At 56.5% G+C, this 21125-nt stretch carries 25 protein-coding genes; 24 read left to right on the plus strand and 1 reads right to left on the minus strand.

Annotated elements, in window-relative coordinates:
• Positions 1-2: 2 nt before the first annotated feature.
• From CKW20_RS05255 to CKW20_RS05325, 15 genes are all read left to right on the plus strand, one after another.
• Entirely contained in the window at positions 3-410 is a 408-nt protein-coding gene (locus CKW20_RS05255) for a CesT family type III secretion system chaperone (RefSeq protein ID WP_095051948.1), read from the plus strand.
• Positions 407-1693: a type III secretion system ATPase SctN gene (sctN, locus tag CKW20_RS05260; RefSeq protein ID WP_095051949.1), complete on the plus strand. Its 1287-nt coding sequence runs from the start codon at positions 407-409 to the stop codon at positions 1691-1693. The genes CKW20_RS05255 and sctN overlap by 4 nt, the downstream gene beginning before the upstream one ends.
• Entirely contained in the window at positions 1677-2132 is a 456-nt protein-coding gene (locus CKW20_RS05265) for a type III secretion protein (RefSeq protein ID WP_095051950.1), read from the plus strand. The genes sctN and CKW20_RS05265 overlap by 17 nt, the downstream gene beginning before the upstream one ends.
• Complete coding sequence (locus CKW20_RS05270) at positions 2129-3037, plus strand: invasion protein (protein WP_095051951.1); 909 nt, start codon at positions 2129-2131, stop codon at positions 3035-3037. The genes CKW20_RS05265 and CKW20_RS05270 overlap by 4 nt, the downstream gene beginning before the upstream one ends.
• Entirely contained in the window at positions 3034-3966 is a 933-nt protein-coding gene (locus tag CKW20_RS05275) for a FliM/FliN family flagellar motor switch protein (RefSeq protein WP_095051952.1), read from the plus strand. Before CKW20_RS05270 ends, CKW20_RS05275 begins: the two co-directional genes overlap by 4 nt.
• On the plus strand, positions 3963-4622 hold the full coding sequence (locus CKW20_RS05280) for an EscR/YscR/HrcR family type III secretion system export apparatus protein (protein ID WP_095051953.1): 660 nt from the start codon (positions 3963-3965) through the stop codon (positions 4620-4622). Before CKW20_RS05275 ends, CKW20_RS05280 begins: the two co-directional genes overlap by 4 nt.
• A gap of 9 nt (positions 4623-4631) precedes the next feature.
• On the plus strand, positions 4632-4886 hold the full coding sequence (locus CKW20_RS05285) for an EscS/YscS/HrcS family type III secretion system export apparatus protein (protein ID WP_020795892.1): 255 nt from the start codon (positions 4632-4634) through the stop codon (positions 4884-4886).
• Between the two features lie 2 nt (positions 4887-4888).
• Positions 4889-5695 carry a type III secretion system export apparatus subunit SctT gene (sctT, locus tag CKW20_RS05290; protein WP_095051954.1) on the plus strand — a complete coding sequence of 269 codons (807 nt, stop codon included), beginning with the start codon at positions 4889-4891 and terminating at the stop codon, positions 5693-5695.
• Complete coding sequence (locus tag CKW20_RS05295; RefSeq protein WP_095051955.1) at positions 5670-6704, plus strand: EscU/YscU/HrcU family type III secretion system export apparatus switch protein; 1035 nt, start codon at positions 5670-5672, stop codon at positions 6702-6704. The genes sctT and CKW20_RS05295 overlap by 26 nt, the downstream gene beginning before the upstream one ends.
• A 119-nt stretch (positions 6705-6823) precedes the next feature.
• Complete coding sequence (sicA, locus tag CKW20_RS05300) at positions 6824-7315, plus strand: type III secretion system translocator chaperone SicA (protein ID WP_095051956.1); 492 nt, start codon at positions 6824-6826, stop codon at positions 7313-7315.
• A complete protein-coding gene (gene sctE, locus CKW20_RS05305; RefSeq protein ID WP_095051957.1) occupies positions 7308-9077 on the plus strand; it encodes a type III secretion system translocon subunit SctE in 1770 nt (589 codons plus the stop codon). Before sicA ends, sctE begins: the two co-directional genes overlap by 8 nt.
• 24 nt (positions 9078-9101) lie before the next feature.
• Positions 9102-10172: a cell invasion protein gene (locus tag CKW20_RS05310; protein WP_095051958.1), complete on the plus strand. Its 1071-nt coding sequence runs from the start codon at positions 9102-9104 to the stop codon at positions 10170-10172.
• A 14-nt stretch (positions 10173-10186) separates the two neighbouring features.
• A complete protein-coding gene (locus tag CKW20_RS05315) occupies positions 10187-11272 on the plus strand; it encodes an IpaD/SipD/SspD family type III secretion system needle tip protein (protein WP_095051959.1) in 1086 nt (361 codons plus the stop codon).
• A 98-nt stretch (positions 11273-11370) separates the two neighbouring features.
• Entirely contained in the window at positions 11371-11625 is a 255-nt protein-coding gene (locus CKW20_RS05320; protein ID WP_095051960.1) for an acyl carrier protein, read from the plus strand.
• 331 nt (positions 11626-11956) lie between these two features.
• Positions 11957-13327, plus strand: coding sequence for a hypothetical protein (locus CKW20_RS05325; RefSeq protein WP_218227992.1), 1371 nt, complete (start codon positions 11957-11959; stop codon positions 13325-13327).
• A gap of 112 nt (positions 13328-13439) precedes the next feature.
• Here CKW20_RS05325 and CKW20_RS05330 read toward each other — a convergent pair whose 3' ends face one another.
• The gene (locus CKW20_RS05330) at positions 13440-14534 is read right to left on the minus strand and encodes a hypothetical protein (RefSeq protein WP_095051961.1); all 1095 of its coding nucleotides are present in this window, start codon (positions 14532-14534) and stop codon (positions 13440-13442) included.
• A 390-nt stretch (positions 14535-14924) separates the two neighbouring features.
• Here CKW20_RS05330 and CKW20_RS05335 point away from each other — a divergent pair, with 390 nt between their 5' ends.
• The 9 genes from CKW20_RS05335 to CKW20_RS05375 all read left to right on the plus strand — a co-directional run bounded on the left by CKW20_RS05335 (position 14925) and on the right by CKW20_RS05375 (position 21071).
• Positions 14925-16286 carry a winged helix-turn-helix domain-containing protein gene (locus CKW20_RS05335; RefSeq protein WP_256584987.1) on the plus strand — a complete coding sequence of 454 codons (1362 nt, stop codon included), beginning with the start codon at positions 14925-14927 and terminating at the stop codon, positions 16284-16286.
• The gene (locus tag CKW20_RS05340; protein WP_095051963.1) at positions 16283-16735 is read left to right on the plus strand and encodes a transglycosylase SLT domain-containing protein; all 453 of its coding nucleotides are present in this window, start codon (positions 16283-16285) and stop codon (positions 16733-16735) included. Before CKW20_RS05335 ends, CKW20_RS05340 begins: the two co-directional genes overlap by 4 nt.
• A gap of 129 nt (positions 16736-16864) precedes the next feature.
• Entirely contained in the window at positions 16865-18037 is a 1173-nt protein-coding gene (locus CKW20_RS05345; RefSeq protein ID WP_095051964.1) for a PrgH/EprH family type III secretion apparatus protein, read from the plus strand.
• A 10-nt stretch (positions 18038-18047) separates the two neighbouring features.
• Positions 18048-18317 (plus strand): type III secretion system needle filament subunit SctF, encoded by a 270-nt coding sequence (gene sctF / locus CKW20_RS05350; protein WP_095051965.1) that lies wholly within the window; start codon positions 18048-18050, stop codon positions 18315-18317.
• Positions 18318-18375: 58 nt separating this feature from the next.
• Positions 18376-18684: a type III secretion system inner rod subunit SctI gene (gene sctI / locus CKW20_RS05355; RefSeq protein WP_095051966.1), complete on the plus strand. Its 309-nt coding sequence runs from the start codon at positions 18376-18378 to the stop codon at positions 18682-18684.
• The gene (locus tag CKW20_RS05360) at positions 18681-19403 is read left to right on the plus strand and encodes an EscJ/YscJ/HrcJ family type III secretion inner membrane ring protein (protein WP_095051967.1); all 723 of its coding nucleotides are present in this window, start codon (positions 18681-18683) and stop codon (positions 19401-19403) included. The genes sctI and CKW20_RS05360 overlap by 4 nt, the downstream gene beginning before the upstream one ends.
• Positions 19390-19956, plus strand: coding sequence for a secretion system protein (locus tag CKW20_RS05365; RefSeq protein ID WP_095051968.1), 567 nt, complete (start codon positions 19390-19392; stop codon positions 19954-19956). Before CKW20_RS05360 ends, CKW20_RS05365 begins: the two co-directional genes overlap by 14 nt.
• Positions 19928-20647, plus strand: coding sequence for an oxygen-regulated invasion protein OrgB (locus CKW20_RS05370; RefSeq protein WP_095051969.1), 720 nt, complete (start codon positions 19928-19930; stop codon positions 20645-20647). Before CKW20_RS05365 ends, CKW20_RS05370 begins: the two co-directional genes overlap by 29 nt.
• Complete coding sequence (locus tag CKW20_RS05375) at positions 20637-21071, plus strand: hypothetical protein (RefSeq protein ID WP_095051970.1); 435 nt, start codon at positions 20637-20639, stop codon at positions 21069-21071. Before CKW20_RS05370 ends, CKW20_RS05375 begins: the two co-directional genes overlap by 11 nt.
• Positions 21072-21125 lie beyond the last annotated feature (54 nt).

Below are 21125 nucleotides of genomic sequence, written 5' to 3' on the forward strand. Positions count from 1 at the left end.
AAATGATACCGATGGATATTGCCGGCCTGTTGCGCGAAGCGCTGCATCATAGTGGCTGCGAGGACCGTCAGATAGGGCACTTCGACAGTCACAGCACTATTGAGATGCAGATGAAAAACCTGCCCGATATCAGCGTGGCGGTGGTCGATGATGACGTCTGGGTCTGGGCGACGGTCGCAGAAGCGAGCCCGAATGCAGTGAATCATTGCGCCTTCGATTTGATGCAGTTCCTGCTGGAAGGCAATGCTTTTTCCCGCACCGGGCAATTGCATCTTTGCGTCGTTCAGGAACGGCTCGAACTGCGCTTGATGGCCAATGCTCACGCCCTCAGTGACGCCGAACACTTCGCACAAGCCCTCGATACTTTCGTGCAGGCCACCGAAACGCTGTGTGAACTGTTACGCCGATGAACACCCGGTTGGAAAGGCATGCGGCCCATCCCCTGCGTTTGAGCGGTCCGTTGATCGAAGCAGCGCTGGGTGACGTGGTCATTGGCGAAGTCTGCGAAGTGCGTCGCCATTGGCGCTTGCCTCAGGTCGCGGCCAGGGCGCAGGTCATCGGCTTCAAACCTGGCGCCGTTCTGCTCAGTTTGCTCGGTGACGCGAAAGGCTTGTCCAGGGAGTCGATGATCGTTCCCACGGGCGCGACGCTGCAACTGACGTGCAGTGACGCCTTGCTCGGCAGTGTGGTCGACCCACAGGGCACGATCGTCGAGCGTCTGGCACCGTCAACGACGGTGGCGCAACGGGACTATCCCGTGGATGCGGACCCTCCGTCCTACCAGCAGCGGCGCCCCGTAGCGGAACCGTTGCGTACTGGCATTCGCGTCATCGACGGCTTGCTGACCTGCGGTGTCGGTCAGCGCATCGGCATTTTTGCCGCCGCCGGTTCCGGTAAAACCACCTTGATCAACATGCTGATCAACCACACTGACGCGGACGTTTTTGTCATCGGCCTGATTGGCGAACGCGGGCGTGAAGTGACCGAATTCATCGAGCATCTGCGCCAGTCTGAGAAGCGCTCTCGTTGCGTGGTGGTGTATGCCACGTCGGATTTTTCTTCGGTTGATCGCTGCAACTCGGCGCTCCAGGCCACGGCCATCGCCGAGTATTTTCGCGACCAGGGTCAGCGTGTGGTGTTGTTGCTGGACTCGTTGACGCGTTACGCCCGGGCTCGCCGTGACCTGGCCCTGGCGGCCGGCGAAGCACCGGCGCGGCGCGGCTATCCGGCCTCGGTGTTCGATGCCTTACCGCGCTTGCTGGAGCGACCGGGTGTGACCGCTTCCGGCAGCATTACCGCCTGGTACACCGTCCTGCTGGAAAGTGACGACGAGCCGGACCCGATTGCCGAAGAGATTCGCTCCATTCTCGACGGCCACATTTACCTCAGCCGTGCCCTGGCGGCCAAAGGTCACTACCCGGCAATCGATGTCTTGCGCAGCGTCAGTCGCGTGGCAACGCAAGTCACCACGCCACAGGTGCAGCAACTGGCGGCGTCGACCCGGGAAACGCTGACGCGCCTTGAGCAGTTGCAGATTTTCCTCGATATGGGCGAGTACACCCAGGGCGCAGACGCGGCCAACGACCACGCGATGCAGCGTCGCGAAGAGCTCATGCAGTGGCTGCGTCAGCCGACGGGCGAATGTTGCGAGCCGGACGAAACCCTGCGGAGTTTGCATGAACTCATTGGGTGATCGGCGGCGCCTGTTGGCGTTCAGTCAGTTCCGTCGGCAACGCGGCGAACAAACGGTGTTGCGAACACAGCAGCAATTGCAACCGCTGCTGCAGGAGCGTGCCGGTTTCGAGGGGCAGGAGGCCTCACTGCAAAGTCTATTGGCCAGCCATCGCGCGAACGACTGCGTACTGGATCACGGGCAACTGTTGGCGCTGTTGCGAAGGCAGGCCGTCATCCGTCGGCAGATCGATCTGTTGCGTGTCGAGCGTGATCGCGTGGACCAGCAGTGCCGGCAGGTTGAGCAATTGTTGCAAGAACAACGCGAGCAATTGCGTCTGTTGCAGCGCAAGCACGACAAGTACGAGCGGTCTGTCCAGCAGCTGTTGCGTGGGCAACGGCTTGAACAGGTGCGTCGAGAAGAAAGGGAGATAGAAGAGATGAGTGGAGTTCGGCGATGAACGATGTATCTGTAATTTTACCTTTGCCGGTTCAAGTCCCTGACCCCGTTACCGACGGCGCCCTGGATGAACTGCAAGACGTGTTCGTACCGGTGCAAGAGGAGGATCTGCCGCAAGGTGTGCTCGATCTCTTGGCTGCGCTGATCCTGCGTCATCGATCCGCGACGCAAACCGGGCGCGCAGCGTTCGGGCAATCGATGACCATCATCGCGGGCCATGGGGCGGCGGATGTTGTGCGCGACAATGCGCTGTCGCCCGTCCCGGTAGCGATGACTTATCCACAACCCGACCGGCCGATCCAACACCGGCCACCCCAACTGATGACGTCTATCGGTCCGACCGTCGACAGGATGGAAATGCCTGTGCAAGGGCCGTCCGGCAAAACTGATTTGGACCCGCCTCCATCGAGGCTGCCTGTGGGGGCGCCGATCGAACGCTCGTCGAGTACCGCTGAACCAATGTCAATCGAACGAGCCGCTCATACGCCGATTCTGCTCCCCGCCGAGCCGCAATTGCCCGAGGCACTGTTGCAGCCGCCGGTGATGCGTCAATCGGCATCGGTCGTACCGCCATCCATTCCTTTATCCCCGATATTACGGCCCATGCCGGCGCCGGACATGATGCTCGAAACCTTGCCCGGCTCGGACCGGGGCTTGCTGCAGGTGCCATTCAACAAAGGCACGGTCAGCGGGCAAGTGACCATCAGTCGAATGCCTGACGATTCCACTCGCAATCTTCAGCTCAGCCCGAGCAATGCCCTGGTGTTCGAGCAACTCAAGGTGCCTTTCGAACAGGTGCGAGAGCCGGCCTGGCGGTTGACCGACAGTGGCGGCGAGCAGCAGCGTCAGGGTTCGCAGCAGTCGCCGGACGACGAGCAGGCCGAACAGTCTGAACTTCCCGCATGAGCACACTGAAGTTGCGCCGGGTCGACCCTGCGGCCCATGCCCGTACGCGGTCGGTCCAGCGCTGGCGGGGTGCCGGTCATGGCGCAGGTTCGGGTTGTCTGCGACGGCTGCCTGGCTATTTGCGTTTTTGCGCACGCAGCGAAGGCGGGGACTGGCACGGACTGATCAAGGCCCGCGACTGGCTGCAGCACTCGCTCCCATTGTTGCAGTCGTTACTGGCGATCGAGACCCCGGTGACACGTATCGCCGACCTGTTCCGGGCAGTGCCGCGAGCGTTGCTGCTGGAGCCGGACGAGTTGCATTACCAGGCGCTGTTCGATGTCGAGTTGGTCGACCCACAGCAATTGCCGATGCACCCCTTGCCATGGCTCGAAACGCCTCAGGGGCGCGTGTGGGTGACGCAGTTGCCACCGTTACGCGCCGTCAGCGAGCCCTTGAACCCCGGCTCTTGGTTGAGCGATTTGCCACTGCGCCTTGAGCTGATACTGGGTGTCAGTCACCTGAGCCATGCGCGCCGGATACGACTGAGAGAGGGCGATGTCCTGCGGATCACTCAGCAGACGCGTCAGGGCTGGCTGGCGGGTCGACGCATCGGCGTATTCACGTTTATTGAAGAAGGACTACTCATGCAATCGACCGTTGCCGATGCAAATCAACAGGCCGCGACTGACCCCGGAACGGATGTCGAACTCGGTACACTTTGCGTGCGTCTGGAGTTCATCCTCGCGACCCATGACATCAACCTGGCTACCTTGTCGCAGATCGTCGATGGGCAACTGATCCCGCTGGCCGACAATGCTGCGCGACACATCGAGGTTCGCGCCAATGGCAAGCGTGTTGCCCGGGGGGAACTGGTGCAGCTGGACGAGCAATTGGGTGTCGAGTTGATTGAAGTCTATCGGAGCACTTTATCGGAACACCCGCGATGAACGACGTTTCGCTGATCGCGCTACTGGCGTTCGCTTCACTGCTGCCGTTTCTGGTGGCGGCCGGCACTTGCTACATCAAGTTTTCCATTGTCTTTGTCATTGTGCGTAACGCCCTGGGCTTGCAGCAGGTGCCCTCGAACATGGCCCTCAATGCGATTGCCCTGATGCTGGCGATTTTCGTGATGACACCGGTGATGAAGCAAGGCTATGGCTATTACAAGCAAGAGCAGGTGGCCTTTACCGATATCGAGTCGGTGGTGAATTTCGCCGAGAACGGGTTGGGGGGATACAAGGATTACCTGCGTAAATACACCGACCCGGAACTGGCGCTGTTCTTCGAACGGGCCCAAGCGGTTCAGAGTGAATCCGACATCAGCCTGCCCGCCGATGAAGAACTCACGCCCTCGCTGTTTTCGCTGCTGCCGGCCTACGCGTTGAGTGAAATCAAAAGCGCATTCAAGATTGGCTTCTACTTGTATTTGCCGTTCGTGATCGTCGATCTGGTGATCTCCAGCATTCTGCTGGCGCTGGGCATGATGATGATGAGTCCGGTGATCATTTCGGTGCCGATCAAACTGGTGCTGTTTGTGGCGCTGGATGGCTGGGCGCTGCTGTCGACCGGGCTGGTCAAGCAATACCTGACCTTGCTGGCGTAGGGGCGGCTCATGAACGATCTGGTCTATGCCGGCAATAAAACCCTATACCTGATTCTGTTGATGGTGGCCTGGCCGATCATTGTCGCCACGGTGGTCGGCCTGGTGGTCGGGTTGATTCAGACCGTGACCCAATTGCAGGAGCAGACACTGCCGTTCGGTTTCAAGTTGTTGGCGGTCGCCGCGTGCCTGTTCCTGCTGTCGGGCTGGTACGGTGAAACCCTGCTCGATTTCAGCCGTGAAGTCATCCGCCTGGCGCTGGGTTAGCGATGTCGGTGACGTTGTTTTTCGACCTGTACGCCTGGTTCGCCGCCGCCATCCTGGGGGTTGCACGCCTGGCGCCATTATTTTTCATGTTGCCGTTTCTCAACAGCGGCGTGCTCACGGGCGCACCACGTCAGGCTGTCATTGTGCTGGTGGTGACGGGGTTCTGGGCTTATGTGGGCGTGCCGCTGCCTGCTCTCGAAGGTTTGGCGTTCTTCGGTCTGGTGTTGCGTGAGGCCGGCATTGGCGTACTGCTTGGATGCCTTCTGTGCTGGCCGTTCTGGGTGTTGCACGCCATGGGCAACCTGATCGACAACCAGCGCGGGGCTATGCTCAGCAGCACCGTGGACCCGGCCAACGGCGTCGATACCTCGGAGCTGGCGAATTTTCTCCAGTTGTTTGCCGCAGTGGTTTATCTCGAAGGCGGCGGCATGTTGCTGATGCTCGAAACCGTTGGCCACAGCTACCGTATTTGCACACCGGCCACCGGTTGCGAGATGCACCTGCAATCACTCTTCAGCCTGCTGGATGCGCTGGTGAGCAAGACGCTGGTGATCAGCGCGCCGGTGGTGGCTACGCTGTTGGTCAGCGAAGCGTTGCTCGGCTTGCTCTCGCGCTACGCGCCGCAAATGAACGCATTTTCGGTGTCGCTGACGGTCAAGAGCCTGGTGGCGCTGGTGGTGTTGATGCTGTATTTCGGCGTGAACCTGCCGGATGAAGTCCTGCGCATGGGCACCAAATCCCATGGGCTGGAGCACTACCTGGGCGTCGACGGGGAGGGTACCGATGTCGTCCAGCGCCTCGAAGACTGAGAAGCCTACTGCCAAGCGTCTGCGCGATGCGTCGCGCAAAGGGCAGACATTCAAGGCCAAGGATCTGGTGATCACCTGCCTGACCCTCTGCGGCATCACCTACATGGTGTTCAACAGCTCATTGCTCGAGGTCATGGAAGTCTATCGGCGCATCATCGCCAGCGACTTTGACACTGACCTGCAAGAGTACTCGGCGATGCTGGTGCTGGTCGGGCTCAAGGCGTTGTTGCCATTGCTGCTGGTGTGCGTGTTGACCAGCGCATTGCCTGCGCTGTTGCAAAGTGGGTTTGCGCTGGCCAGCGAGGCCTTGAAGCTCAATCTGGGGGCGTTGAACCCGATCAATGGTTTCAAAAAACTGTTCAGCATGCGCACCGTCAAGGACACCGTCAAAGCGCTCTTGTACCTGGGCAGTTTTGCCATGGCGCTGTGGATCGTCTGGATCACCCAGCGGCAACTGCTGTTCGCCCAACTGTTCGCCCAGGCACCGGACCTGTTCGCGATCTGGGGGCACTTGCTGCTAGTGCTGGTGCTGGCGTTCCTGGGGTGCGTCCTGCTGATCGTCGTGCTGGATGCGCTGAGCGAATACTGGCTGTTCATGAAAGATCAAATGATGGACAAGGAGTCGGTCAAGCGCGAACACAAGGAACAGGATGGCAATCCGGAAATCAAGGGGCGCCGTCGTGACCTGCACCGGGAACTCCTGTCCGAACAGGTTAAATCCGATGTGCGCAGCTCGCGGATGATCATCGCCAACCCGACCCACATTGCCATCGGAGTGTACTTCCGCCCGGAAATCACTGTGCTGCCGTTCATCTCCCTGATGGAAACCAACCAGCGCGCCCTGGCCGTTCGAGCCTATGCCAAAGAGGTCGGTGTGCCGGTGATCAACGACATCGCCCTGGCCCGGCGGATCTTCAAAACTCACCAGCGCTACAGCTTCCTTCAGGTGCAGGAAGTCGAGGAAGTATTGCGTCTGTTGATCTGGCTCGAGCAAGTCGAACAAGCCTGATTTCTTCCTTTTCCTTTTTCCTCTGAACGTTGGCATGAGCGCAATTTGGCAGCGTGCTCGCCAGCGCTTTGGCTCAATGCAGTCGTCAGCAGCGCTGACGTTTTTCAGGAGTGTGGCTGATGAGTCGCGACAAACAACAAGCTGAACAAGTGGCCCTCGAAGTCGTGGATGCAGTGCTCGGTGGCGCGGCGTTGAAAGACGTGCAAGGCATCAGTGACGAGCACATGAACAGTCTCTACGCCTTCGCGTTCCAGTTTTACGAGCAGGGGCGGCTGGACGATGCCGAGAAATTTTTCCACTTCCTGTGCATTTACGATTTTTACAACAGCCATTACTGGATGGGGTTGGCCGCCGTACACCAACTCAAACAGAGCCACCAGAAAGCGATCGACCTGTATGCGATCGCCTTCGCCCAAGGCAAGAACGACTGGCGGCCGATGTTTTATACCGGCCAGTGCCAACTTGCCCTGGGCAGGGTCGGCAAGGCCAGGTTGTGTTTCGAGTACGTGATCGAGCAGGCAACGGAAGATGATTTGCGTACGCAGGCTCGGGTGTATCTCGACACCTTGAGTCACATTGAAAAGGACTATTCGGAGACTGAACATGAGTGAAATCAAAAGTACTTTTTACCCGGCCTTTCAGGGGCCAATGAGTCGTACTGAAGCGTTTGAAATGTACGGCAACGCGGCCAGTCAGGCCGCCAGGACGGCCGATTATCAGAAGGCCGGCCAAGAGGCATTGGCACGCCTGATGTCGGTGAACTATGAAGGTCGGCCCGGCCAATCCTCTGCTGGCGCGGGACGGCCCGTGCTGTATGCACCAGCACCTGGTGCCGATGGCAACAAACAGGAAACCAACGGAGACCTGTTCACGCTGTTGATGGCGTTGATCAGTGAGATGCTCGGCGAGGTCGACGTCAACAAGCTGAAAAATCGCCTGGCGATGTTGCAAAGCATGGCCGGCGCCAGGCAGCAAGGGTATGAAAAACTGGCGGCTGAATACTCCGCTGCCGTCGAGGCGCTGGAAGCTGCCGAGGGTCAGGTCGGGAGCAGCCAGGAACACCTCGATCAGTTGCGCGAACGGGTTCTGCATTGTCAGGGACTGCTGGATGAGAGCGAAGCACGGCTGGCGGAGCTGGATCCTGAGTCACCTGAGTACGCGCGTGAACTGGCGCTGCGTGACAAGCTCAAAGGCGAGCTGTCGGGTCACACCCAAACCCTGAAAACGGCGACCGCTGCTCATCTGAAACTGGTCGAGATCGCCAATGCCTGCGCCAAAACACTGGCTGTGGTGTTCGCGAAAGCGCAGGAGGCGGGACTCGGTGGCCCCTCCGTCAAGGAATCCAATGAAAAGGCGCTGAGCAGCAGTGCATTGGCACTGCTGAACCGCTTGAAGATTATCGAGCTGCTCGGCGAGTCGGCCCAGAACAAGGAGGAAATCAGTCAAGAGCTGTTCCAGGAGCTGCAAGCCAAGCTTCAGGAACATATGAAGCTCGAGTCGGAAAAGTACCTGGAAGAAGTCCGCAAGGCCGAGGCGCTGCAGAAGACCATGGGCTGCATTGGTGCAATCGTCGGCGCGATATTGACCGTAGCGACAATCGCGGCCGGTGTACTGACCGCGAACCCGGTGCTTGTCGCAGTGGGGGTGATCGGTGCGGCGGTGATGATTTCCGACGCGGTGGTCAAGGAGACGACGGGCGTGTCTTTCATGGCCGAGGCCATGAAACCGTTGACCACTGTGATGCAGGAAGCCATCAAACTGTTCACCGAGCTCTACACCCAAATGCTGATTGGGCTGGGCGTCGATCCAGAAACTGCAAAAGACATCGCGCAGATCGCCGGCATGATCCAGGGGATTGCCGCCACGCTGGCGGCCGTGGTGTTGACGGCAGTGATCGGGGCTCAGGTGATCGGGCCAATGCTCGGTGCAGTGGCATCGAAACTGGCTTCGGTGGTCGCTCAGGCGGCGCCTGCCGCAATGCAGGCCATGAAGCAGTTAGCGACATCGGTCGGCAATTCGCTGACCCAGATGCTCACGCAATTACGCAGTTTCATCACTAACGGTGCAGACGCGGTATCGCTGGCACGTTACGCCGCCAATCTCGAGATCGCCCAAGCCGTCACCGAATTCGGCAGTGTGGCCGTGCAGGGCGGGTTGCAGATCAGGAGTGGCATGCACCAGGCCCAGGCTGCCGAGCACCTGGCTGACGTGCGGGTGCGCATGGCGATCAGCGAGGAAATCACTTCCTACCTCAGCCGGTTGGTCGATGACTACGGCCAGGCCATGCAGGTCCGTACCCGAGAAATCGAGCAGCTGTTTGCCGATATGCAACGCAGCCATTCCGTCAGCCTGCAAATGGTTCGGCACGTTTGAACTTATCGATAAAAGGAACTCGATATGACCGCCATTAACAGCACAAGCGTGTTCTCACGCGCACTGATCAATTCGCAAGCGGCGCTAGCTCCCGCAGAAAAGAAACTCGAGGTGCCCAAGGGTTTCGCTTTGAATACAGCGAGCGCCGAAAAACAAATTCTCAAGAACCCTGATGTTCGAACCCCGTCGGCAGGGGAGCTCGACAATGCCAGCAACGATTACCAGCTGAGTGAATCCGATTGGCAAGACTTCGTCGCGGCTTCCACAATGCTCAGCGATGAAGTACGCAACGATCTGGTATTCGACCCCGGGGCCTGGGAGAAGCACGCCAACGTCTTGGTGGCCGCGATCATTGCGCTGAATATCTCGCGAGTGGCCAACGCACAACTGCGCGGCCATTTCAGCGTCATGGCCGCCGACGCCGCCAAGGCCCAGGGCGCTGCCATTGTCGAGTCAGGCAAGGCTGCGCTGTACAGCGCCATCACCGCGGCAGTGGTGTCCGGTGCCATCGCCGGGTTCGCCATGGTCAAGACTTTTCAGGGGCAAGGTTTGAAGCATGCGGATATCAACCTGCACAAGCGTAACGCCATGGACGCCGGCAACATCGAACGCGACCTCAGGCGTGATCGCAACCGCGATGACTGGAACCCGGAAACCACCTACAAGATCAAGACCTTCGATGATTTCGGCAGGTCCACTTCAGTCGACTTCAAACCTCAGGGGGCCACACTGACTCCTAAGGAGCAAGCGTGGTTCGATGGGGAAATCCTCAAGGCGCAGAAGATCGGCCAGACCTCCGACTGGCTGAGCCAGATGGGCACCAAGGGCATCGAAAAGAAACTCGAAATCGGTCGCGCGCTCAATGCCATGTCGATGAGCATGAGCCAAGTGGTGTCGAACATGGTGCGCATGGCCGAACACGCCGCACGGGAACAGGAGGTATTGCAGCAAAGTGCGCAAAACACCCAGAAGAGTTTGAGCGATGAAGTCGGCCAGAAAGACTCGGCCGAGACGGCGTTGCTGCAAAAACTGATGGACATGGTGATGCAGCTTTTTCAATCGCGCGCTGAAGTCATTCGTGCAATATCGGCCTGAATAGGGAATCAAAAATGAAAATTGCGGATTCCACACCGCCTGGACGCATGCCGTCAGCAGACTTCAATCCCGTTGCTGAACCGCCGCGGCCCCCCGAAATGCACGCCGAGATCCATGCTGCGTTTTCCATGACGCAGTTACTGGAACGCTCGGTAAAAGCATTGAATCGTAATTATGAAAATATGCTCAAGTGCCCGACGGGAGTAGCCAAGGGGCTTGAAGGTGGGTCGGCTGAAGCTTTGGCGCAACACTTCACGTCGGCTGAGTTTGTCGAACAAATCCAGGCCAAACGCATTCGATCGCAGATGTGGACGCAGCAGATAAAGCAATGTGGGATGGTGTTCACCCATTGCCTCGAAACACTGCCAATGGAACAGCGCCAACAACTCTACGATGAACAAAATCGTATTCTCGGTGAACTGAGACGAATGCCCGTGCCGGACGAGATCGCTGACGGGTTCGACGCCAGATTGAATTCTTCAAGCGACTTTTTCGACAAGCTGCTCGAACTCATCGACCTGATAAAAAACGGTTACCTGGCCGGATATGAACACATCATCGCGGCCTATTCGGACTTCTTCGCCGACTTCAATGCGCAAATTACCGCGAAGTTGAAAGACTGGATCGAAGGTGCCAGCGACGGCAAAGAGGTCAAGCTCAATGCAGATGCACTCAGAACCGCACTGAACAACCTTCTCGCCAAGTACAGTCATCCAAACCCCCTGGCCGTGCTGTTCCCGAAACCCGGCAGTGATGGCGCCAGTAGGGAAGAGGCCGAGAACTGGCGCAAAGCACTGGGCCTGCCCGCCAGTTGCCTGAAGCAAAATGCCGACGGTACCTACTGTGTCGTCATGGATACCGGACCACTATCGACCATGTTGGGCAGCCTGCCTGCTGGCGGTACAGTCACTTGGGACACCGCGAGATTCCAGGCCTGGCAAACAGGTTTCAATGCTCAGGAAGAGCGTATGAAAAATACGTTGCAGTCCTTTACCCAGAAATATTCGAATGCCAACTCTTATCACGATAATTTTAATAAGACGCTGTCTTCGCATTTGAATCAGTTTGCAGATATGTTGAAGGCGATGTTGAATTTTTGAAGTGTGAAAAAACAAAAAATCAGTGTTCTAATTTAAGTAGTGGGTGTGGTGTTGGTTTTTAACTGGCCTGCGCCCATTTTTTTTGTATTGGAGGAGTAATGTCTGGCGTATCAAGTGCTCAATGTGAAGTTGAGTGTCAGGTCATTAAAGTGTTGTCGGATTACTTTTCGGTCGATCGTCGAAAGGTTGAGGTTGATTCGCGGTTGGTCGAAGATTTGTATGTTGACTCCATGAGTTTGGTTGAGGTTGTTATGGCGTTAAACGAGGTGTTCGGTGTTGAGTTGCCAGAGGGCGGGGTGGCGGAGTGGAAGACAGTGAGGGATATCTGTTGTTTGGTGGATAAGTGTAGGTGAGCGAGTTGGTTTGTGGACTAGGGCATTATCCTGGGGGGAAATGCCGAATGATTTAGAAAGTGTCCATGTCTTTAGTCAGGTCGCTGAAATGACCGCATCGATTTGTTTTGAAATAAAATGATTAGGAGGTTTCGAGGTTTAGTGTTGTACTCTTTTAGTCATATGGCTAGAGCAGCGTTATCAGTCGTTGTTTTGTGTGGTTAGAACTGAGTCTAAGGATCCGCAGGATGTGTGATCCCGCAACTGAGAGCCTTCGGTAATGATGCATTGCATCTAGTGTCTACGAATTTGTGGATTTTATGGATTTAATGGGTGATCAAGGGACTGAATGATGAAAAATATCGATAGAACGACTGTAGGCCAAATCCCTATGTTCATGGCTAATTCTGGCCCAGTACCTGCGGTGACACAGTTATCAACAAAGTTGGTAAAGGCAGAGGCAAGCAGTACCGTGCTTTCAGTGGGCAGTTTGGTAGGCAGTATCTCTATTGCAGACCGCAATAACTTCAGTGGTGCGATTTTTTGCGAGCTTTCCACCTGCATGCAGAAGGAGAGCGATGATTCGACTTCGGATCGTAAGCATAATTTGTCTTCTGCGCCACCGGTGTTTCTTATCGATCCAGCGCTGCGCTCAACGAGCAGCGCAATGACCCTCAATCTGGCTATATCGCAAACAGAGGCGGCGAGAAATCTTCTTTATAATCCAGGGCCTCTACTTAAAAGTGAACTTGGTGAGGCTGCCTCGACATTGCATGATCTGGTTCAGGACCTGAAGTCTGAGAATCAGCAAATATTGGGCGCACGTTTGTTTGGGTCGGAAGGATTGCTTTTGGGTGGAAGTGTTGAAACACTTCTCGAAACCCTCGCGCGAGTACGTGACGAAAACCGGTGTCCCGATGAGCCGAATACTGTCACAGGTTTAGATCGAGCGGTTGTGATAGCTCTTATGGGCGATATTGGCGCTTTATATGTAGATGGATTAGAGAAGAGTGTGGTTGAAGGGCGGACTCTACACCAGTCGAATGCTCTTATAGAAAACCTGCATGGTCTAATGGTAGAGCGGAAACTGTCTACACCCACGGAAAATAATATTCGGAATATCCAGAAAGTTGCGGGGTCCTCGAGCGTAGGCCCTCTGAAGAAAGAAGAGCGATATCGGCCACCAGCTGAGCTGAGCCTACGAACAGGAATACACAACACTGGCGAGAAAGCAGATATACAGCTTGGCATTGCACCGAATCAAAGAATTCCTGGTGCTAAATGGGATATAGCCCATCTCAGCAAAGATCGAGTTGTCGCTACCACTGAGCCACTAGTTGGTCATATGTCAGGCTCTCCAGCAGAAATTCTGCAAGTATGGGATATGCTGCGGGGTGACTCTCATGAGATGCAGTTCCTTGGCGCACTGAACAAAAGGGAAGGCGATCACTGGGATCCACTTTCTACCGTTTCTTTGGAGAGGCAAGATCAACAACTTGCACGAGTAGCAGGGGCGGCAGCATTCCTCGTAGGGCTGGGCTATCACAGTGCGGTTGAAGTTGCAGAAGGCACGCTCAGCTACATGGGGCAAAACCTCAGAGCTGTTCTGGGTAACCCTAAGGATGACGCGGGTCATTTACTAGGGCACGGTGCAGCAACAAGTTTGATGAGCGAGTTGTTCAAAGAGCAGAGTGTGGTGAGTAGATTTAGCGAGTGGGTGTAAGTGTTAGTGTTGGTTGTGGGTAGAGGTTGTTGATTTTATTTGTCGGTAATAGTTGGCTGGGTGCCTTTTTAGAAGACCGCCCGATAGGGGCGGTCTTCTTAAGGAGGATGGGTTAGGGTGTTGAGGTCGCTTGGTTAGTGCGCTCACTCAGTTGACGTGCGAGCTCAATATCGTCGATGATGACAGATAATTGTTTGTCGAAGAGATCGTGCTGATTGGTGGCGATTAATGTGTTAAGGGAATTACATTCTATTTCTGAAAGTTCAGTGTCAATAAGGCGTGCAGTGTCTTCGGAAAATTCGTTGTGTTCAATCCCGTTAAGGGATTCCATTTGATAAATGGCAAGTGCTGGGAGTAATGAGGTTTCTACGTAGTTTGGTTCTTTATAATCAGCCAGATGCTTTTCCTCTCCCGTTGAAAGTGTAGCGCCCTGTTCGAATTTTGAGAGCAGAAACTTGTTCAGGTTGTCGCTCATGTCGAGTACCTGTAGATGCGTTATCTGTTCTTGGAGCATGGCCATGAAAGCTTCATTGCTTTCTATTTTTATCTCGGGGAGTGCTTCGATGTTAGTTGTTTTTTTGAATGTAATTGAAGTGTTAGAGGCGGCCTTGCTTGTATGGGCGAGTGTTAACGTGGTTCCCATTGTGGTCGCATGAGTTTCCACGCTATGAGGTTTAGCTATAGGGAAATGGTTCAGGTCTCCTTGTGCATACAAAGTTTTTTCTGTGGGTTTCATCTCCGCTTCTGAAATGTACTTGGCATTGCGTGCTTCATTGCTGATTTGGGATTTTGATGAGCTGAGTTCATATTTTGAGTAAGTATCTTTTTGTGGTGTGGATTCTGTTTTAGGGCCTTCCTGATAATTAATGTTGAGATACCCTCCCGCCAGAACTTTTGATGCCAATGTCCAGCGATGGTAATGAGGGCTATCTTCTTCTCCGAGGCCGCTACCTCTGACATTAAAAGAGTGAAGGCGAAGATTCCAGCCCTGGTCTGGGTTAGACATCAAGTAAAATTTATTGAAAAACGGAGCCTTGGCTGAATTGTTTTTGCAGCTTTCCAATAAATTGTCATTGGTTTTGATGTGCTCTAGTATGGAGATTAAATTTTGTTTTGAAATGGACTCGATGTCCGCGGTGACGCCCGGGCGTTGTTGAAAACCGAGTTCTGTATCCGGGCGGAAATGTTGATAGCGTTCACTGATCATAGTGAAAACGTTTTGATAGGTTTTTTCGTTATGTTGTGTTTTTGGTTCACGCTCGTTGACAGTACTGGTAGCCGAACTTTCGACTGGGACAGGTCTTGTGAACTGCGGAGTGTAAATGCTTGATATATTCATGGTGATATGTGTTTTAAATAGGGGTGGGCACAATAAATCTCCGTACAGCGATTTACTTACAAAAAAAGCTCATGGCTATGCTTGCTCACCAGTCGAGATGGCGGATTATGGAGGCTTGAAAAATTAGATTTGAGAAACTATTCCTACAGTTCTTGTCGTGATTTCGTCTGACTCTAAATGCTTGTGCCCTACGGAATCCCCCCACTCAACTTCCTATAGTCACGCAGCTTGTCATCTCGAGCCTGACCCCTCTCAGGCTTGATTGCGCTTCAGTACCTTTCTATAGAGAAGTCTCAAAGTATGGACAGTGCAACTGATCAAACGCCGGTCAAGTCGTACGTTTTTGACCACTGGCAACTGCAAAGCGATGGAACGCTGATGCGAGACGGACAAGGAGTCCACGTTCCCCCAAAAGAGTTAAGTGTTTTACGTCTGCTGCTCGGTTCGGCGGGCACGGTGCTCAGCAAAGACCATTTGCTGGATTGTGTGTGGCCTGAAGCCGATGCGGCTGAAGAGTCGTTGACCCGCTGCATTTACGCGCTGCGCAAGCTGCTCAAGGAGAACAAGGATTTCATTGCGACGGTGTACGGCCAGGGTTATCGATTAACCTGTGCGGTTGTCGAACTCGACACGCCGAGCCACACGAGGATCGCGGCACCGACGCTGGCCGTTCTGCCTTTTCGCAATCTCGACGAGGTTGCCGCTCTGGATCTGCAGGATGTGATGATCCGTCAATTGACTGCGGCGTTCGGCGAGGCGTTGCACGTCATTCCCTCGGGACTGATGGCAGCTTTCGGCCAACCGGTTGATGTTCGGGGGCTGGTTGGGCAATTGTCTGCTGACTACTGCTTGAGCGGGCGCTGTACCGGCTCGAGTGAGCGACAGCGGTGGTCGGTCGAACTGATCCGTGGGCGTGATCACGCTCTGTTGCATGGACAGACATTGGACGCCAGTGATCCGGGAGAGGCGCTTGGCGCGTTGACGTGTCTGGTTGCGCAGCGCGCTCCCGGCTTGCGTCCTGTCGGTGATTCCTGTTCTTCGTACCCCGCGGCCGTGGCTTATCTCAGTGGTTTGTGCAGCGTGCAACAGCACACGCCGCAAAGCCTGCGTGATGCCCTGGTGCAGTTCAGACACTGTTTGCAGTTGGCCGGAAATTACGCCGCGGCCTGGTGCGGTTTGGCGGATGCCTGGCTGGGGAAGGCCATGCTTGGCCTGTGCGAGCAGGGGCGCGCTGTCGACGAGGCGCATTGCGCGATTTCCAGAGCCTTATCGCTGGACCCCGCCAGCACGCAGGCACTTGTGCGTCTTGCGTTGTTGACCAGTCTTCGTGGATGCGAGGATGCCGCAAAAGTACTTTTTCGACGTTGTCTATTGGACGCCGAACAGGCCGATGTTTATTTCTTCTACGCCTGGCATCACTGGTTCTGGCGGCGCAACGAGCAGGCGATGCACAGTCTCGAAAGGTGTTTACGGCATGATCCCGACTGTGTGCGAGCGAAGATTTTCCAGGACCGTATTGTTCTGGCAGGCAATTGCGCGGATGTCGTGCTGATGGGGCGACAAACCTTGCAAGGCGCTGAGAAGTCGCCTGCGTTTGGTAGTCGGCGGTGTCTGGCATGAGTCGGTACGCATTCAAACCGATATTCATTCTGCTGTGTCTTGGCTTCGGGTCCGCGCACGCGTATTGCTGGCATTCGGCAGGCGCGAAACATGCCATCGAGCCGGAGCTGCTCCAGGCGATCGCCGATGTGGAGTCAGGACAATCGGCGGATGCCATGAACTACAACAAGGATGGGAGCCACGACATCGGGTTGATGCAAATCAACAGCCATCATCTACCCCGTTTAAGCGCTCAGGGCATTACCGAGCAGCGCCTATTGGATGAGCCCTGCCTGTCGGTGGAAGTCGGTGCATCGGTGCTTGCCGATTTTGTCGCCCGTTACGGCTACAACTGGACGGCGGTGGGTGCCTACAACGCCGGCAACTCTCCCCACCGGCAAGCCGCGCGTCTTCGCTATGCGCGCAAGGTCTGGCAGCGCTATCAGGTGTTTACCCAGGCTCGACAGTGACGGCGCTATGAAAAAGGCTGGCTGAGGATTCTGATCCTCTGCCGGGTGCAATCGGCAGAATTCGATCAGGAATCCTGCCGCCAGCCTATCTAGCATGCCCGCTCATTTCACAACCCTGGAGCTTGAACGGTGACAGTCCTGACGGCCCCCGCCCCGCAATCCTGCGTTCTACGGATACTAAATGGTCCGCTGCAAGGCTGCGAATTCCCGCTCGGCGACACCACCACCTTGTTCGTGGTCGGGGCTGTGGATCTGCTGGGGGAGGGGGCACTGACCGCCAGCGTTCCTGCCGATGCCATCTTCGTTCCTCTGGAGGAGGGTGGCTGTAATTTTGAGGTGCTGGCCGACCAAGGCACGCCGGATGGCTTACCGTTGCGGCTACTCAATGAGTCAGCAGAACTACGCCACTGTGCCTTTCAGATCAGGGTGCAGATCGGCGGCCTGCAAATCGCCCTGCGTCCTGAAGACCAATCCTGGGCACCTGAACTGCTCGGTCAGCAACACAGCGCTTCAGCCAAAGCTGCCGATGTTGAAGGGTGGCGTGCCCCATTGACTCGATGGATCGCCGGCACTCTGGTGCTGGTTGCGCTGGTGACCACAGTCGCTATCTGGTCGGTGCCGGGGCCGGCGCCTGAAACCGATGTTCGCACGCTGATCGCCGGGGCCAGTGCCGAGGCGAAGGTGTTGAGCGGTCGTGACAATGCGATCTATGTGTTCGTGGATACCGAGCGCGATGCCGGCTGGAGTCGGCAAGTGCTGATGCGCCACAACACGCTGACCGGCAAAGTCCTGGTCATGGACCAGGAGCGCCGCCGGCTGGAGCAGTTGCTGGTCGACCATGATCCGCAACTGGCCTGGCATTCCCTTGATCTCAAGGATCCGTCGGTACCGCGACTGCTGCTCAGCACTCAGCGCAATCTGCTCACGCCTCAAAAGCAAACCGAACTGCTCGATGCGCTGCTCGCGGCCGCGCCCTATGCCCGCGACATCGGGGTGCAGATGCAGGACGACAGCTTGCTGGCGGACTTGGCGCAAGAGGGTTTGCAACGCCTGTCCTTGACCTTCAGCCGCATCGAGCATGAAGACAGTGTCACGTTTGCCGTAGCCGGCAACTTGCAGGATTCCGAACTGGCCGCCGCTCGCCGATACGTCGACAACTTTTACCGGCAGTGGGGTGATCGCTACGTGAGTTTCACGGTCGAGCTCAAGGACGACGCGCTCAAGGACAAGTCATTTCAAACCGGCCCACAGGGCTACATCAAGATGACCTCGTCATCCTGGCATTTTCCAACACAACACTAAAAGGTGACTTATGGCAGACCCAGGCATCCCCGGATTTCCGATCCTCTTTCCTGATGATTTTCTCGGGCGTCAGGCCGAGGGATTCGAGAACGGTGCAAAAACCCTTCAGGAGGCTCTGGATGCGGCACTCGTGGCGCTGAAGGATGATGCTTCGGATCCTTCGAAATTAGCGGCTTACCAGACCGCTTTTTCGTCCTACACCGTCTTTCGCAATGCCCAGACCAACACGATCAAAGGCTTCAAGGATATCGACATGGCGATCATCCAGGCGGCTCGCTGACTTTTGCCTTTAACCGGCCATTGGTTCCTGACCATGGCCATTTTCATGAGTGCATTCTATGTCTATTCAAAACATTTCCGGTTCGATCATCCAGCGCACAGCTTTCACTGAACTGCGTAACCCGCAGGAAGGTCCGATCGTTTCCCTCGAGTCACGATTGATCGAAGCGTTTGCCGGTTCCGCAGTCAACAGTGAGCAGGACGTTTCAGCAATCAATCAGCTGATGCAGCGCCCGGATATCACCAACCCCGAAGTCTTGGCCCAGTTGCAAGAGATGACCGGGCAATACAACGTGGACATCAATTTGCTCAACGTGTTGGTCCGCAAAGCGGTGGGCACGGCCGAAACCCTGTTGCGTGCGTCATGAAGCCAGGCGTGTTGTTGATGCTGTTGTGCCTGGCGCTGATGGGATGTCGCCAACCGAATCTGCTCGAAGGGCTGGACCAGCAGCAGGCCAATGAAGTGCTTTCGGTCCTGCAACGCAACAACATCGCAGCGGTGAAAGTCGACGCGGGCAAAACCGGCTATGCGGTGAAAATCGATCAAGTCGATTTTTCCGCAGCCGTCGATTTGCTCAATCTCTATTCGTTGCCTTCCCGGCCACGCCTGCAAGTGGCAGAGATGTTTCCTGCCGACTCGCTGGTGGCCTCGCCTCGTGCTGAAAAAGCCCGACTTTATTCGGCGCTGGAGCAGCGGATCGAACAGTCGCTGGGCGTGCTCGAAGGCGTGGTGTCGGCGCGGGTGCATGTCAGTTATGACCTGGATGCCGGCGAAGGCGGGCGCAAGGCGCCACCCATCCACCTCTCGGCGGTGGCGATCCATGAGCGCGACATCCAACCGCAATTGCTGATCACCGACATCAAGCGTTTTCTCAAGAACAGCTTTGCGGCGGTCGAGTACGAAAACATCTCGGTGGTGCTGTCGAAGCGTTCACCGACACAGCATGTGGCGCCGTCCATGACCGCAACCCGGGGGCATTCGTACGGGGTGTGGTTGCTGGCCGCGGTGACCGGATTGCTGTTGGCCGGTGGCGCAGCCTGGGCCTACCGCCAGTCAAGCGCAGGGCAACGTGATGTCGCACGCTGAATGTTTACAGCGGATTCTCGCCGAGCCTCTGAGTTATTTGCACCCGCAGCGCCTGCCTGTACCGGCGGGATTCGATGGGCCTGAAGCACGAAACCTGATCAACCGGATATTGCTGGAAGGTCTCGCACTGCAAGGTCCGTGGCCTTCGATGCCACTGACAGCCGTGGCGAATCAATGGGTTCGTCATTGGGCACAATTGCCCTATATCGCCGCCCTGATGGGGGCTCATCGCCTGTTGCCCAATCTGGCGCGAGGCGCGGCACTGCAACGTCTGCCATTGCCGTTGCGCAGGTTCGCCGGTTGTAGCCTGGGTGCTCGAAGCGGCCTGTCGATTCAGTGCTCGCCTGTGTCAATGGAACAGGTCGAAGCCGCCGGCCTCAATGCGTTATGGAGCTGGTCCGAACAGGTACCGCCGATGTTGCTGGAACGCCTGACCTTGCAATTTTCCGAGACGGTTGTTCGCTTGCACAGGCAATGGCCGGTCACTGAACCCGATACAGCTCTTTTCTTTTTGGCGGTGCAGCATGCTCGACTCCATCCGAACCCTGACTGAACTCCCCGAGTCGAGCGATGCGCATTTGTCCCGCGAAGACATTGCCGCCGCGCGTCGACGTCGCACCTTGCAGCTTCAGGCTCAGCGCTGGGCCCGTGAGTGTATCGACCAGGCCCGACGTGACGCCGATGCGGTCCATGCCCTGGCCTTTCAGCAAGGCTATGCCGAAGGCCTCTTGCGCGCGATCGAGCATCTGGCCAATGGGTTGCTCGAGTCGCAAGCGCTGGGGCTGCAATTGCGCGCAGACCTTGCACAGGCCGCTCACGGGTTGCTTGCAGAGGCGTTGAGCCGCCCCGAATGGCTGGACGAAATGCTGGAGCGTTGGCTGACGGAACAACCGGTTCATTCGGGCGCGACATTGCAGGTGCTGCTACCGGTGCATTGTCGGTCGCGGGGCAATGAACTGCGCGAGCGATTGCGCGGGCTTTGGTCCGGCGAGGTGGTCCTCGACTATCACTCGCAAGAGCGATACGTGGTGCGCCTTGCGGATCAGTTGCTCGAATTCGATATTGAAACGACCTGGCAACGACTGGAACCGCGGTTACTGGCGTGCGTCGCAAATCTGCCGGAGTCGGTTCGTTCGCTGGACCAGGCTTCGCTGCAGGCACTCACGGACCTGTGTTCGACCTTCGCCCGGCGTTTTGCCGGTTCTACTCAAATTGCCCCGACCGAGGTCCGCCATGAAGATTGAAACCGTGATGGGCTCCAGCACACGTGAACGTGGCAGCCCGCCGGTCGAGACACTGGAGTCGCGCCTGCTTGCCGCCAGCCAGGATCTTTCCGGGAGCAAGCGCCCGGACCCTGAGTTCGAGCACTTGTATCAACAGCTCTTGGCGATGGAGGGAGCAGGCGAGAAGGCCATTTATGAATTTCTCCGCTCGCGGCGGGGGGCGGATGGTGAATTTCCTGCGTATCCCTCTGCCAAGGCGTTGATGATGGTCACGCTGCAGGTTCTGGTCCGATTGAAAGACGAGAATCTGGAAAAAACGGCGCTCTATAAGGAAGTCAGCGGCGCGAATGGCCTGGCGTTCAGCATGGATCTCTTCGTCAAGGGCTTTATGCGCGATGTGTTCCAGCCGATGGACGACGAAGCGTGGGAAAAGAGTGAGTGGTGAGACTGTGTGCGCCAGGCCGATAAGGGCAAGGCGCATAGGCGTCAGTTGAAGATG

Origin of the sequence: Pseudomonas sp. Irchel s3b2 (assembly GCF_900187445.1) — a bacterium.
Taxonomy (GTDB): Bacteria; Pseudomonadota; Gammaproteobacteria; order Pseudomonadales; family Pseudomonadaceae; genus Aquipseudomonas.